Annotated in this window: 12 protein-coding genes; 5 read left to right on the top strand and 7 right to left on the bottom strand. The window is 42.7% G+C overall.

Annotated features, from left to right (window positions below):
* Positions 1-5 precede the first annotated feature (5 nt).
* Complete coding sequence (locus HG263_RS17745; protein WP_171627431.1) at positions 6-1,457, bottom strand: capsule assembly Wzi family protein; 1,452 nt, start codon at positions 1,455-1,457, stop codon at positions 6-8.
* Between the two features lie 148 nt (positions 1,458-1,605).
* On the opposite strand from HG263_RS17745, the gene waaA reads away from it, so the two are divergent.
* Both waaA and HG263_RS17735 read left to right on the top strand, forming a co-directional pair.
* Positions 1,606-2,868 (top strand): lipid IV(A) 3-deoxy-D-manno-octulosonic acid transferase, encoded by a 1,263-nt coding sequence (gene waaA / locus HG263_RS17740; RefSeq protein WP_171627430.1) that lies wholly within the window; start codon positions 1,606-1,608, stop codon positions 2,866-2,868.
* Between the two features lie 8 nt (positions 2,869-2,876).
* Positions 2,877-3,428: a DUF1415 domain-containing protein gene (locus HG263_RS17735; protein WP_171627429.1), complete on the top strand. Its 552-nt coding sequence runs from the start codon at positions 2,877-2,879 to the stop codon at positions 3,426-3,428.
* A 37-nt stretch (positions 3,429-3,465) separates the two neighbouring features.
* Here the strand turns inward: HG263_RS17735 and HG263_RS17730 are convergent, their stop codons facing one another.
* From HG263_RS17730 to HG263_RS17720, 3 genes are read right to left on the bottom strand one after another with little or no spacing between them, the layout of a single operon-like run.
* Complete coding sequence (locus HG263_RS17730) at positions 3,466-3,786, bottom strand: YdbL family probable chaperone protein (protein ID WP_439332002.1); 321 nt, start codon at positions 3,784-3,786, stop codon at positions 3,466-3,468.
* Between the two features lie 10 nt (positions 3,787-3,796).
* The gene (locus HG263_RS17725) at positions 3,797-3,976 is read right to left on the bottom strand and encodes a YnbE family lipoprotein (RefSeq protein WP_171627427.1); all 180 of its coding nucleotides are present in this window, start codon (positions 3,974-3,976) and stop codon (positions 3,797-3,799) included.
* A complete protein-coding gene (locus tag HG263_RS17720; RefSeq protein WP_171627426.1) occupies positions 3,973-6,534 on the bottom strand; it encodes an intermembrane phospholipid transport protein YdbH family protein in 2,562 nt (853 codons plus the stop codon). The genes HG263_RS17725 and HG263_RS17720 overlap by 4 nt, the downstream gene beginning before the upstream one ends.
* 232 nt (positions 6,535-6,766) lie before the next feature.
* On the opposite strand from HG263_RS17720, the gene HG263_RS17715 reads away from it, so the two are divergent.
* Complete coding sequence (locus tag HG263_RS17715; RefSeq protein WP_439332001.1) at positions 6,767-7,429, top strand: hypothetical protein; 663 nt, start codon at positions 6,767-6,769, stop codon at positions 7,427-7,429.
* 82 nt (positions 7,430-7,511) lie between these two features.
* Here HG263_RS17715 and HG263_RS17710 read toward each other — a convergent pair whose 3' ends face one another.
* Together HG263_RS17710 and purL are read right to left on the bottom strand one after the other, a co-directional pair.
* Positions 7,512-7,823: a cupin domain-containing protein gene (locus HG263_RS17710; protein WP_171627424.1), complete on the bottom strand. Its 312-nt coding sequence runs from the start codon at positions 7,821-7,823 to the stop codon at positions 7,512-7,514.
* 260 nt (positions 7,824-8,083) lie between these two features.
* Positions 8,084-11,968, bottom strand: coding sequence for a phosphoribosylformylglycinamidine synthase (gene purL / locus HG263_RS17705; RefSeq protein ID WP_171627423.1), 3,885 nt, complete (start codon positions 11,966-11,968; stop codon positions 8,084-8,086).
* 231 nt (positions 11,969-12,199) lie between these two features.
* On the opposite strand from purL, the gene mltF reads away from it, so the two are divergent.
* Both mltF and HG263_RS17695 read left to right on the top strand, forming a co-directional pair.
* Positions 12,200-13,561: a membrane-bound lytic murein transglycosylase MltF gene (gene mltF / locus HG263_RS17700; protein ID WP_171627422.1), complete on the top strand. Its 1,362-nt coding sequence runs from the start codon at positions 12,200-12,202 to the stop codon at positions 13,559-13,561.
* Positions 13,562-13,641: 80 nt separating this feature from the next.
* Positions 13,642-13,800, top strand: a complete 159-nt coding sequence (locus HG263_RS17695) for a hypothetical protein (RefSeq protein ID WP_171627421.1) — start codon at positions 13,642-13,644, stop codon at positions 13,798-13,800.
* Here HG263_RS17695 and tadA read toward each other — a convergent pair.
* A complete protein-coding gene (tadA, locus tag HG263_RS17690; protein WP_171627420.1) occupies positions 13,791-14,294 on the bottom strand; it encodes a tRNA adenosine(34) deaminase TadA in 504 nt (167 codons plus the stop codon). The genes HG263_RS17695 and tadA overlap by 10 nt on opposite strands.
* Positions 14,295-14,496 lie beyond the last annotated feature (202 nt).

Below are 14,496 nucleotides of genomic sequence, written 5' to 3'. Positions count from 1 at the left end.
TATTATTACCAGTATACATTGAGCGATAGCCAAGTATAGCTTTGGCCAAAAACATCTTTACCAACGGTCAATGTGGTCTCTACTTGACGTTTATCGATGATCTGGCTGTTACTTATTTGCAATGCTTGCGCTTTTTCGTAACTATTGCCAATTTCATTAAACTCATTCACATAACCACTTTCGTTATTTACTTGCGTATACTTTGCACGCCACATCGAGTTCACATTTTCACTTAACGTCATTTCAAGCGTATGAATTTGGCTTGGCGCTGAGTCACCAAAAACTCGCATATCCCCCGCAAAATGGCCTACTACTGCGCCTTTTATCGTATTCCCTTTGGTTGGGTAAATCTCATTTTCATACCAAAGGCTGTGCATATTGGTATATTCATAACGCAAAGTTGTCGTGTTGCTCAGTTGAGGTAAATAGAGACCAAAACTTGTTGCGGTATTACCAAATTGGTAGTTTTTATGGCCTTTGGTATCTTCACCGCCATATTCAAAATACCACTCAGCAGGCATAAAGAAGTTCGTTTGAAGTGTGCTGGTGATTGTTGCCCATTGGTCGCCCAGCTCAGCATCTTGGCTTAATTCGGCTGTTTTATTATCAGAACCTGCTGGGTCAAAGTAGGCTTTAATGATATCGCTGGTACTGACTTTTCTTGGCCCACCACCAAATTGCATCATTCGATTTAAACCGATAGTCCAGCCATCTATTGGCTCTAAACTAAAATGAGTACCTGCCAATCTAGGCTTACCAGAGTGCAATTTGCCTTGGTATAGGATGCCATTTTCTACCGACTCTAATTCCGCATAAAACAGCTCAAAGTCAAAGTTCCACCAGTTAGTTAATGGTGCAACCAGCCCTAAAGATACTGAAGGTGAAGGCTGGGCATTATTTGAATAAACTTGTGCAAAGCTCTTAAAAGGAGAAAACCAGTGCTCCTTGTAACCCAAGTTTAGCTGAAACGTATCACCACCTAGCGCATAAAAGGTATTATAAGGCACCAAGTCACCTTGGCGCACACGATAGTCCATACCTAACTGCAATAATGTACTTTCGCTGCCACGCCAAACACCTTCTAGCGACAATTCTGCATATTCTTGCGATGTATTGCTTCTATCGTTAGCTAATTTAACAGTTTCGCCAGAGTCATAGCGCAACTTTAAACCTTGACGTGTAATATCGTCTTTACTGAAATAAGGCGTTAAACGAGTTCGAATACTGTTATATAAAGGTCGATTCAAGCCATGTAGTTTGCGCAATGCCATATTAATTTCGCTGATACGATATGGCTTAGCCATTGGAACACCGTCTGTCAGCGCAAACATACGATCGATTTGGTATTCAAGTAACTTATCTTTACCTATCGGCAAATAGGCTGTAGGTGCACTATAACTGTAACTTGAGAAAAACAGTACTATGCCCGCGATACAGGTTGAAAGTTTTAACGACATAAATTTACAAGCAATAAATGAAAAAAGTGCTGCCATACTAGCAAATAACCCGCTCTGGCGCACACCTACAAATGTGTAATTTTGTTAGTCTATTTCAATTTAACACCCGAACACGCTAAAATAGCATTTTAAATAGTTGTTTGGTGCCATGGCTCGATTATTATACTCTCTACTGCTCGCGCTACTTTCGCCGTTGGTTTTTATTTATTTGTATGGTGTTCGTGGTAAAAAAAATGCGGGTTACCGTCAACACTTTTTAGAGCGTTTGGGCTTTCACAACAAACAACTACCACAACATGCGGTGATATTCCACTGCGCATCTGTTGGTGAAGTGCTGGCCGCAACCCCGCTTATAAAAGCTTTTAAACACACTTATCCTAACCAGCATTTAATTGTGACCTGTAATACTCCAACGGGAAGAGCACAGATAAAGCAAAACTTTGGTAATGAGGTAGCACTGTGTTATTTACCCATAGATTTTTATTATGCCACCAAGCGTTTTATCAACCGTTTGCAGCCAAAACTACTATTGATATTAGAAACCGAACTTTGGCCAAACTTATTGGCACACGCTAAACAGCAAGGTTGTATCGTGCAAGTGCTTAACGCGCGTTTGTCAGAAAAGTCATTTCATGGCTATAACAAAGTTGCGCCTTTAAGCAAAGTCATCATGCAAAACATTGATGTATTGGCCAGTCATAACCAACTAGACGCTGAGCGCTTTATTGCATTGGGTTTAGCGCCCGAAAAAATCACGGTAACAGGCTCTATAAAATTTGATATTCAGTTAAGTGACAAGGAGAGAGCTGATGCAAAAGAGCTTAAAGCATTATTTGCTAACCGACCGGTTTGGGTTGCAGGCTCAACTCACCCTACAGAGCATGAGCAAGTACTAAATGCTCACCAAAAGGTATTGGCTGTACACCCACATGCTTTGCTTGTTATTGCGCCACGTCACCCCGAGCAATTTGCTAAAGTGGACGAGCTACTCACTGCTTCTTCGTTATATCACTGTTGTCGAAGCAAACCCTTCGACAGTAAGTGTCATGTGCTTTTAGTTGACACTCTTGGCGAACTAAAAATACTCTTTGGTAGCGCAGATGTTGCTTATATTGGCGGCAGTTTAATTGAGCGTGGTGGTCATAACCCACTTGAAGCGGCGGCTTTCTCAGTACCAATTCTAACGGGTCCACATACGTACAATTTTGCTCATGTATACCCTGAACTACTTGAACTCCATGGAGCGCGTGTTGTGCACAACAGCGATGAGCTTGCTGCATGTGTGATTGAGTTATTGAATAACCCAATACAACGCGTAACTAAAGGAGAGAATGCGCTAAACTGCCTGACTCGAAATCAAGGCGCAATAAATAAAACTCTGACGTTAATTGACCAATATTTGCAAAGGTAGCCATAATTATGAGCACACTCTCACCGTTAACTCCCAAACAGGTTATGCAAAACTGGGTAAGCTCAGTGATAGTTAAATACAATTTTTGCCCCTTTGCACGCAAAGAAGTTGAGCAAAATACGATTCACTATCAAGTTTCACAAGCAACAAGCCATGATGATGCCGTGATGGCAATGTTAGATGAATGCGCAGCACTAGATAGCCAACCTGACCGTGAAACTACCTTACTTATGTTTGAAGGCGGATTTAGCGATTTCGCCGATTTTTTAGACCTAGTCGACTTAGCTAATGCCATGCTAGCTGTGCAAGGCTATGAAGGGCGTTACCAAATAGCAAACTTTCACCCAGACTATGTGTTTGCTGATAGCGAAGACGATGATGCCGCCAATTACACCAATCGTGCGCCGTATCCTACGCTGCATTTAATTCGTGAACAAAGTATGGCTCGAGCATTAGAAAGCTACGACGATCCACAAAGCATTCCTGAAAACAATATTCGTTTAGCACGCAGAAAAGGCGAGGCATTTTGGCTGCAATTGTTAAAGAATTGCCATAAATGATTTGGAGACACTAACGTGCCTCCAAAAATACCAATGTTTACTTTTTCACCCAGCGTCCATTTACCTGCACGTAATGACCCGTCGATGTTTTCTCAATGGCTTTTTTGCCAGCTAACGCTTCAACTTGCGATAAACTGATGCCATTTTTTTGTGCTAATTGCTGATATTTCGCTTTGCGTTTTGCGTTGATATCTGAAATTAACGCTTGTACTTGTGCATTACCGTTTACTGCCGCTAAATAACCAGACTCAGTTTCACCTACTAAGCCTTGCTCTTTGGCACTGTCTAGCGTTAACGCCAATGCAGAAAAAGCCATACCTAGCGCCGCCACTGCAATAATTAATTTGTTTGCTTTCATCATACTCTCCTTAAAATAACTCGCTGTCGTCGCTAAATAAATCATCAAGTTCTTTGTCAACTTTAACACGAATTTCGTGATCAACTTTGACGTTTAAGTTAATGGTGATCGGCTCTTTGGTTTCTACCTGAACTTTGTGAGTGCAGGCACAAAGTGCCAGCAAGGTTGTTAAAATTAGGGTCCATTTCATTGGCTTTGCTCCTGTTTTGTTAAAGCATTTTCTACTTTTTGGGTTATCTCGTCACTTAAACGCAAAGCCCGAAAAAGTGTAAATATGTTCTCTTTATGTGTGTAGTTAAAATTCACGGGTTGCGATTGCTGCTTGTTCTCACCAACTATCTGCACGCCCAGTGTTAACCAACCATCGGGCGTTAATGCAACGTCACTGTTTAATTTATCAATCGTTAAATCATCTAGCACGCCAATCACCGATTTTAAACTGGGTTGCTGAGCCTTCAATGCTTCGATAGAGGCATTTTGAGCCACTTGTAATTTTCCTTCACCAGTACTAAATAATTGACCTTGTTCAATACTTACCGTTGAATCAGCGATGCTCATAGGAAACACACCTGACACTTTGCCATTAAGCTCAATGCCAGCATCTCTACCCGCGTGAGCAATTAAGCCTAAGTCCAAAGATTGTGCTTTAACTTGCACTAGCTGAGGCTGTAAAGATAAATTTAACCGCTCAGCCCCCACGTTACCGTCGAACATAGATGCATTAATAGCGCTTAAATAAGCTTCATCATTCTCTACATGTAGCACAGTAGATAAATTAGACAACACCACACCTGAGCGTACCTGTCCTATAAGCACCTTAGAGCTGGGAATATTAATCTTGCCTGAACTATATTGACCGGTAATGACAGTGTTAATTTTGTCTACATAATGGGTATCATATAAAATGGATAGATCTGTCACTTGCACCGAAAAGTCTGCGTTTTGTAGATTGAAATCCCCCTTAGCTTGCGCAGCGATGTCCCCTTGTACAAGTTTTAGTTTAGGTTCGAACCCATTGACCACGGGCTGCAAAGACACAATAGGTTTAGCCGTTACTGCCAACTGATAAGGGTGTGCTAACTGTGAATATTGATGCTTTAGCACCGCTTCGACTGTGCCGCCTGTGATAAAATGTTCATATACACCAGCTCGACTTTGCTGACCTTGGCTATCAATGTTGATATTGTTAACTTCTAATTTAGGTGTTTTCAGTGAGCTTAACTTGGTTTGCGCGGAAAGCTTGGTAAACACTTCCCCTTTGCCAATATTGCCCGACAAAGCAAATTGAGAGCTCATCCCCCGAACTTGAATCGATTGGCTATGCAATAACTGATTAGTCAAGCTCCCCGATAATGCTAATTGCTGATCTTTTGCAATATCCACTTCCAGCTGAAGCTGACTATTTTGAGCTCTCAGCTGCTGATAGTTAAGTTCATCTGTTTGGACGATGAGTTTACCCTCTATTGAAACTTGGTCAGCAACTGTAACTTGTGCATTAATGGTAACATTGCCGCTTTGCATGTTGACGTCGTCGTAGCTTGCTTGTCCAACACTACCGTGCACATCTAAGTGCAATTGCGATTGATTGGCCCCAACGTCAAAGCCTATGCGCCCACCTAATTTAATACTTTGCGCTTGAATCGGTAACACAGGTAAGGTGTCGCTATAATACTCCAACTCACCCGTACCTTTTACTTGCCCACCCATAACCTCTATCGGTGCTTCAACTCGTAATTTACCCAAACGGTTACTTTGGTGTGCAATAGATATTGCAGCACTCACATGAGCCGTTTGACTATCTATACTTGTCGCATTAGCTTGAATAGTCGTTTCCCTATCGCGACTGCTCAGTCGCAGGCGCTCAGTGGTCAAACTTGTCCCTTGCCATGAAAGCTGGCTTGGTATACTCACATGCCATGGTTGATTTAGCATTGCGCCCAGCTGTTCACTATATGGTTCTTTTTGCAAAACGTTACATTCGTTCGGTTCGAGTAAAATGTCAGCGTTAGATAAATCGGCTATCAAATTCTGTTGGTTAATATCAAAAGAAAGCTCTCCACTGCCTTGGCTTGTGACTTGAACATGACATTTTGCATGTTCTAACTGAGCAGCCACTGTGTGTTTGATGTTCAAATCCACTCTATCACCAAAGTAACTTGCATGGGCGATGCCTTGCAAAGAAGTTATTTGTACGGGTAATTTGCTTTGTAACGCTGGACTACTGAGTTTGAGGTCTACTGTAATTTCCTTGTCTTGCACAATCACTTCTGAGTGCACATCACCACTGAGTAAGAAGTGATTAAGTTTATTCTCTTGCAAAGATACATTCAGCTTTTGAGGCAATAAAGCTGATATCGCCTTATCGCTTGTAATAGTCATATTATCAATACTTAACAGTGGTCTGTTCGGTAAGTTTAGCTGTAGAGGTTGCCAAATAGTTTGTTGCTGCTTTGGCGTATCATCACTTGAAAGCACTAACTGGGCTATCACGTTGGCTACATGAATACGCTCCCGAGTGATCTGCATATTCTCAACGCGCAGTGATACATGCTGATTATCCAAGCAAAGTTGTTCAACTTTAATTTGCTTCCAACTGTTGAACGACCAGTTTAAACAGCTCACTGAACTCTGATGAGGTGCCAAATAATGATCCGCAATCATCACCGCCAATCGCTCACGAGCTATGTAAAGGACTAAAAAAAGACAGCATAAGATAACGATAAGCCACTTAAAAAACTTAACTATCATATATTTGATGCCCTTTACCTGATTGCGCGATAAGCTAATGATAAATTAAAACGGGGCAACTGTGACAACCTAATTGTAATAAGTTGTAGTATTTGAAACACCCGAGCCTAAATCGCGTAAGGCGACATAATGATTTATAATAGCGGTTAAATTTAATTGGTTATCAATAATAAGTAGTCCGGTTGATAACGTTGAACCGCTCTCACAACACAGGCTTTTCAATATGAAGTTAATAAAAATAACTCTTGCAATATTGCTTTGCGTAGCGACTTTCCATGCGATTGCCAAAGAAGAAAAAAAAGAGCCTCCGCCGTTAAACCCTGCTTATTATGGTGAGCACCCAATGGTGCTACTCAACCAAGGTGCCAGTATTTACGCAACTAACTTACCCGCGTACAATTTTCCAAATAATGTGCAGGTAGTATATAAAGTAGAAAACCCTGGAGTGGCGTTTTTAAGCTTAGTTAGAGATTCAGATTTAGTAACGATTCAGCCTAATAAGTTTAATATTGAACGTTTAATGCGCGGTGAAGAACTAGAAGTAAAAGCAGATGTGTATAGCGGCCATTACGCACAAGGCGGCAGTCTTTTACTCAGCGATGCCCCCATTGTATTTAGCAAAAAACTGTATTCTCGCGCACTTTCAGACTTAACCCCTTCTTCGCAATGGCAAGAGTATGACATGATACCAGTTTCAAACGATGGTCGAATTTATATTCATAAAATCCAACAGCGCCCTAGCTTTAGCCATTTAATTTATATCGACTTAACCAGTGCATGTATGCAAAAGTTCCGCACCTCTAAGCGTGTTCCTCCTGCAAGCGAGTTAACCATAAAATTTGTCAATTGTGGATCGTTAAAACCACTGTATTACGATACTAAAAACTTAGAGTGACTATTTAGTTGAAGATGCCGATATTATTTCAGTATCTTCTTCTATTTCCTTCACACAATCGCAAAATTGGTATTAACGACACTCAAACACTCCCCTCGGTTTCGATCACTAAGATGCGTGCTTCACCTTGTGGGTGGGCGACATGCTCAGTACCCACTGAGGCGTAAAAAATATCGCCCACATTCAGTATTGCTAGCTTTTCTTCTCCATTTACCTTGTAATGCATATCAACTATGCCATCTAACACAACAAATACCTCTTCACCATCATTGATATGCCATTTATAGGGTTGATCCGTCCAATGCAAACGGGTGGTAATGCCATTCATATTGGCGATATCTAACGCCCCCCAAGCACGCTCTGCAGTGAAATTCTTCGTTCTGATTATTTTCATTTTTAGGCCTCTTAAAAAATAAACTCATTGTCGTGGGTATCGCTGCCAACAGTTCGCTTTCTCTTCATAATAAAAAAGGCCACCAATGTGACCTTTTTCAATTTAGCTAAGATTAACCGATGTTCTTTCTAGCATTACGGAACATACGCATCCATGGGCTATCTTCTTTCCACTCTTGTCGTGGGTATCGCTGCCAAGAGTTCACTTTCTCTTCATAATAAAAAAGGCCACCGTAGTAACCTTTTTCAATTTAGCTAAGATTAACCGATGTTCTTTCTAGCATTACGGAACATACGCATCCATGGGCTATCTTCTTTCCACTCATCTGGGTGCCAAGAATTAGCGACCGCGCGGAATACACGCTCTGGATGCGGCATCATGACTGTTGCACGACCATCGAGAGATGTAATACCGGTAATACCTTCAGGAGAACCATTTGGATTGTTCGGGTATTGCGTTGTTGGATTACCAAAGTTATCAACGTACTGAACTGCAACTGTACCAGACTCAAGCGCCGCTTTCACTGCTGCGTCGTTTGCAAACTCAGCGTGACCTTCACCGTGAGATACTGCAATTGGCATACGAGAGCCAGCCATACCTTGGAAGAATACTGACGGGCTTTCTTGTACTTCTACAAGGCTAAAGCGTGCTTCAAAACGCTCTGACTTGTTGGTTACAAAACGTGGCCAGTGCTCAGTCCCTGGGATTAGCTCTTTCAATGTCGATAACATTTGACAGCCATTACACACACCTAAGCTGAACGTGTCTTGACGCTCAAAGAATGTTTGGAACTGGCTGCGTGCCATATCATTGAACAAGATAGACTTAGCCCAACCTTCACCGGCACCTAGTACGTCACCGTACGAGAAGCCACCACATGCTACAAGACCTTTGAACTGCTCAAGTGTTAAACGACCTTCAAGGATGTCACTCATGTGTACATCTACTGCTGCAAAACCTGCACGGTTAAATGCAGCTGCCATTTCAACGTGTGAGTTAACACCTTGCTCACGGAGGATTGCCATCTTAGGCTTAGCACCAGTTGCAATATAAGGCGCAGCTACGTCTTCGTTGATGTCAAAACTTAGTTTTACGTTAAGGCCTGGGTCTTTCTCATCAAACTTCGCATCAAATTCTTGCTTAGCACACTCAGGGTTATCACGAAGTGCTTGCATCTTATAGGTAGTTTCAGCCCAAATAGTACGTAGTTCAGTACGTGTATTTGCAAGAACAGCTTCACCACCACGGTTGAAGATAACTTTATCTTGTGTGTTTAATGCACCGATATTGTGGCTGATTGCCGCAAGGCCGTTATCCGCTAAAACAGTTTCAACTGCCGCGAGGTCGGAGTTTCGAACCTGAATCACTGCACCTAGCTCTTCGTTGTAAAGCGCTTCGATGTCAGAACCCGTTAGGCTATCAAGATTTACGGTCACACCTGTACGACCTGCGAATGCCATTTCAGCAACCGTTGTAAATAAACCACCGTCTGAACGGTCATGGTAAGCAAGTAGCTTCTCGTCAGCGACAAGTGCTTGCATCGCGTTGTAAAAACCTTTTAATAGTTCTGGGCTATCAACGTCAGGCGTCTTATCACCAAGCTGCTTGTAAACCTGTGCAAGACTTGATGCACCCATACGGTTTTGACCCGCACCTAAATCAACTAAGATTAGGCTTGAGTCACCTTTATCAGTGCGAAGCTGAGGTGTTACCGTTTTACGAATGTCTTCTACACGACCAAACGCAGTGATCACTAGAGAAAGAGGCGCTGTAACCGCTTTATCTTCACCGTCATCTTGCCATGTTGTCTTCATCGACATTGAGTCTTTACCAACTGGGATAGTTAGACCTAGTGCTGGACATAACTCCTCACCTACAGCTTTAACTGCTTCGTAAAGACCAGCGTCTTCACCTGGGTGACCTGCTGCCGCCATCCAGTTTGCCGATAGTTTGATGTTCTCAAGACCACCAATATTTGCACCAGCGATGTTAGTCAATGCCTCAGCGACAGCTAAACGTGCCGATGCACCATAGTTTAGAAGTGCCGCAGGTGTACGCTCACCCATTGACATTGCTTCACCGTGGTAAGTGTCAAACGCGGCAGCTGTTACTGCACAGTTAGCTACTGGCACCTGCCAAGGACCCACCATTTGGTCACGAGCTACCAAGCCAGTGACTGTACGGTCACCGATAGTGATAAGGAATGTTTTTTCAGCAATGGTTGGTAAACGAAGTAAACGCTTAGCCGCCTCGTCTACGTTGATGCTATCTGTTTCCAGCGCTTGACCTTGCGCCTGTTTAGACTCAACGTCGCGGTGCATCTTTGGTGCTTTACCAAGTAATACATCAAGTGGCAGGTCTACTGGGTTGTTATCAAAGTGGCTATCCGCAACTGTTAGGTGACGCTCTTCTGTTGCTTCACCAATTACAGCGTACTGTGCGCGCTCACGCTTACAGATTTCTTCAAAACGAGCGAAGTCTTCTGCCGCTACCGCTAATACATAACGCTCTTGTGATTCGTTACACCAGATCTCATGTGGAGCCATGCCCGGCTCATCGTTCGGAATGTTACGCAGTTGGAATTTACCACCACGACCACCGTCGTCTACAAGCTCTGGGAATGCGTTTGAAAGACCACCCGCGCCCACATCGTGGATAAACGCGATTGGGTTTTCGTCACCTAGCTGCCAACATTTGTCGATCACTTCCTGACAACGACGTTCCATCTCTGGGTTTTCACGTTGTACAGACGCAAAATCTAGGTCTTCATTTGACTGACCAGATGCCATTGATGATGCGGCACCACCACCAAGGCCAATGTTCATCGCAGGGCCACCTAGTGCAACTAGCTTAGCGCCAACTGGAATTTCACCCTTTTGAACGTGCTCAGTACGGATGTTACCTAGACCACCTGCAAGCATAATTGGCTTGTGGTAACCACGCACTTCTTCACCGTTGTGGCTGTTAACTTTTTCTTCGTAAGTACGGAAGTAACCAAGTAGGTTAGGACGACCAAATTCATTGTTGAACGCCGCACCACCTAGAGGACCGTCGATCATGATGTCTAGAGCATCAACAATACGACCTGGCTTGCCGAAGTTTGTTTCCCACGGCTGCTCAAAACCAGGGATGCGAAGGTTAGATACAGTAAAACCAACTAGACCTGCTTTTGGTTTAGAACCACGGCCTGTTGCACCTTCGTCACGAATTTCACCACCAGACCCCGTTGATGCACCAGAGAATGGCGCAATTGCAGTTGGGTGGTTATGGGTTTCAACCTTCATCAAGATTTCAATGTTCTCTTGATTGTAGCTGTATTCCCCTTCTTTATTTGGGAAGAAACGACCCGCTTTTGAGCCCTTCATTACCGCTGCGTTATCTTTATAAGCCGACAGTACGTTTTCTGGGTGCGTCTCGTAAGTATTCTTAATCATTTTGAACAGCGACTTAGGCTGCTCTTTACCATCGATTGTCCAATCAGCGTTGAAGATTTTGTGACGACAGTGCTCAGAGTTCGCCTGTGCGAACATGAATAATTCGATGTCGTTCGGGTTACGACCAAGTTTTGTGAAGTTTTCAACTAAGTAGTCAATTTCATCATCAGCTAGTGCAAAGCCTTGCTCAACGTTTGCCTTTACAAGCGCCTCACGACCGCCACCAAGAATATTTACAGATGACATTGGGCGCGGCTCTTCAACACGAAATAGCTGGCCTGCGCTTTCAAGACTATTATGTACAGACTCTGTCATACGGTCGTGTACTAGCTTTGCAACCTCATTTAGTTGTTCAGCAGATAAATCACCTTCAACATAGTATGCAATACCACGCTCCACACGGTGTACTTTATCTAAACCACAGTTGTTTGCAATATCAGTTGCTTTTGACGCCCACGGAGAAATGGTACCGATACGTGGTGTTACTAAAATAAGCGCACCTTGTGGCTCATGTTCGGCAATAGTTGGACCGTACTTGAGTAGTTTGTTTAGTTTGTCTAGTTCCGAATCGCTTAGCTCTGTAGTTAAGTCTGCAAAGTGCATAAATTCTGCATAAATACCGGTAACAGGTAAATTTGCATCTACGCAGGTTTTAAGGATTTTTTGAACTTTGAAATCAGAAAGTGCTGGCGCACCACGTAAGATCAACATAGGTATTTTCATCCGGGGTTAGGGATTGAACGATATTTAGGGTCGCTATTATAGTAGAAATGTCGCTTGGGTTTAACACTAATAATGCCAAAACTCGCAAAAATCCCACTTTTTAATTTAAAACCAAAGTTTTAGGTGTACTAAAAGTGCAACAATTGTTTTTATTTTGCGTTCATACGTAAAGTTAGCTACCGTGAAAACATGCTTATAGCAAAACGGGAGTAACATCTAATGATTAAATTTGTTTTTATTGCTACCTTGTTTTGTATGTTGCTTGGCTGCGAGCAAGCCACTGACAACCAACTTGAACGAATAAAACACAAGCAGATTATCAGAGTGGGAACGCTTGCCGGCCCTGGTAATTATTTTCAAGCTCGCCATGGTGAACAAGGTTATGAGTACGAGCTGAGCGCCGAGTTTGCTGATTTTCTTGGTGTAAGGTTACAAATGGTGCCTTTTTTCAGTTTATCTGAGCTGTTTGAAAGGCTAGATAACGGCGATTTAGACATGATTGCCTCAGGGATAAGCTATCATCCCAAAAGAACTCACAAATACAAATTTGGTCCAAGCTACCGTTCTATAAGTCAAAAGCTTGTGTTCAAACAAGGTCGAACAAGGCCTAGGAGTATCGAGGACATCGATCAACCTATCACGGTATTAGCCAACTCTAGTCACGTATTAACATTACAAGCACTTAAACAGCAGTACCCAGCGCTCACGTGGCACGCGGTGACAGAAAAAGATGAAGAAGAACTACTACTTGGTATTATCGACGAACAAATAGCATACACGATTGCCGATTCACACACCTTGGCACTTTTTCGCCGCTACCATCCAACCGTCAGCATTGGTTTTTCAATTACTAGAGACGATCCAATTTCTTGGGTATTGCGTAATGATGGCGATGATTCGTTATTTGCATTATTGCTGCCGTTTTTTGCTGAACTAAAGCAAACGGATGTGCTCTATACATTAGAGGAGAAGTATTACGGACATGTATCTTCTTTTAACTATGTTAATGCACTGGCATTTGTGGAAGCGGCACATGAAGTATTACCAACTTATTTAGCTTGGTTTAAGCAATATGCAAAGAACATAGATTGGCGTCTTTTGGCTGCACTTAGCTATCAAGAGTCCATGTGGAACCCCAGAGCAAAGTCACCAACGGGCGTACGCGGTATAATGATGTTAACGCTACCGACGGCCAAGCAGGTAGGGGTTACCAATCGGTTAAAGCCGGAACAAAACATTCGAGGAGGTGCGCAATATCTTGCTAAACTACTCAAACGTATTCCTGCTCGTATCCCCCAGCCAGACAGAACATGGTTTGCGCTAGCGTCTTATAACGTAGGCTGGGGCCATGTAAACGACGCTCGGATAATTACGCAGCAACAAGGTGCCGATCCAGACAGTTGGGCAGATGTTAAAAAACGGCTACCACTGCTTATAAAAAAACGCTACTATCGAAAAACTAAATATGGATATGCACGCGGAGATGTTGCTGTACAGTATGTAGATAACATACGCCGCTATTATGATGCACTGATCTGGTTAGATGAAAACCATGCGCTAAGTGTAAACTCTGGCAAATAGGTTGCTTGTGTCATTAACTTGCAATATAGACCTGTAAAGCTCCACACGTGCTTTTCTCTCACACATATAAGGAGGTTCTGATGCTTAAAAGACGTCGAACTCATCAATTTAAACGTAACACACGACATACATCACCAAACAGACGTCGTGTCTTGCTGAAAAATATACATAAAAAAGTGCTACTAAGAAGAAAGTTATTCGCACTACTACAAATGGAAGAAATGGCGGCTCAACCTTGAGCCGCTTTTTGTTTCTTTTTGGCTTCTTTTATTTCTTTGCGACGGCGCCTGAAAAAGGCAGAAAGTTTTTGCGCACACTCATCAGCTAACACCCCGTCGGTTACATCTAACTGGTGATTTAGCTTTGGATCTCTAACTATATTCATAATTGACCCAGCCGCCCCTGTTTTAGCATCTTTTGCACCAAATACCACTCGACTCAAGCGGCTATGAACCAATAAACCTGCACACATTGGGCAAGGCTCTAACGTCACATATAACGTACAATCCACCAAACGGTAGTTTTTAAGCACTTGTCCAGCCTGCCTAATGGCTTGCATTTCCGCATGTGCTGACGGGTCATGATTACAAATAGACTGATTCCACCCTGCAGCAATAAGTTTGTTGTCTTTGACAATGACCGCACCTACTGGGATTTCATTTTGCTGTTCAGCTTTATCTGCATAAATCAACGCTTGGGACATCCAATATCTGTCTTGTTCTAGCTCACTCATGTCTATCTAAATCACAGTTAAAAACACCACCTAGTATATCTTGAACACCGCAAGTGAGAAACCAATACCATTTAACTAACCTCAGCTGCGGATAAGAGTTTTGATGGCTCACAATGGAGATGTTGTAACTTTTTCAATATCCAATGATGATATTTCGCTCAATATCAAGGCATTTTCGCGAAGTAATAGCGTGCTATTACAA

This window comes from Pseudoalteromonas caenipelagi, assembly GCF_013140855.1.
Lineage (GTDB): Bacteria > Pseudomonadota > Gammaproteobacteria > Enterobacterales > Alteromonadaceae > Pseudoalteromonas > Pseudoalteromonas caenipelagi.
The sequence above is the reverse complement of the archived record's forward strand: the minus strand, read 5'-3'. Positions and strand labels throughout refer to the sequence as shown.

Bases quoted from the DNA above. Each gene is read 5' to 3' on its own strand.
- HG263_RS17745 (WP_171627431.1), bottom strand. From the start codon at position 1,457: ATGTCGTTAAAACTTTCAACCTGTATCGCGGGCATAGTACTGTTTTTC.
- waaA (WP_171627430.1), top strand. From the start codon at position 1,606: ATGGCTCGATTATTATACTCTCTACTGCTCGCGCTACTTTCGCCGTTG.
- HG263_RS17735 (WP_171627429.1), top strand. From the start codon at position 2,877: ATGAGCACACTCTCACCGTTAACTCCCAAACAGGTTATGCAAAACTGG.
- HG263_RS17730 (WP_439332002.1), bottom strand. From the start codon at position 3,786: ATGAAAGCAAACAAATTAATTATTGCAGTGGCGGCGCTAGGTATGGCT.
- HG263_RS17725 (WP_171627427.1), bottom strand. From the start codon at position 3,976: ATGAAATGGACCCTAATTTTAACAACCTTGCTGGCACTTTGTGCCTGC.
- HG263_RS17720 (WP_171627426.1), bottom strand. From the start codon at position 6,534: ATGATAGTTAAGTTTTTTAAGTGGCTTATCGTTATCTTATGCTGTCTT.
- HG263_RS17710 (WP_171627424.1), bottom strand. From the start codon at position 7,823: ATGAAAATAATCAGAACGAAGAATTTCACTGCAGAGCGTGCTTGGGGG.
- purL (WP_171627423.1), bottom strand. From the start codon at position 11,968: ATGTTGATCTTACGTGGTGCGCCAGCACTTTCTGATTTCAAAGTTCAA.
- mltF (WP_171627422.1), top strand. From the start codon at position 12,200: ATGATTAAATTTGTTTTTATTGCTACCTTGTTTTGTATGTTGCTTGGC.
- HG263_RS17695 (WP_171627421.1), top strand. From the start codon at position 13,642: ATGCTTAAAAGACGTCGAACTCATCAATTTAAACGTAACACACGACAT.
- tadA (WP_171627420.1), bottom strand. From the start codon at position 14,294: ATGAGTGAGCTAGAACAAGACAGATATTGGATGTCCCAAGCGTTGATT.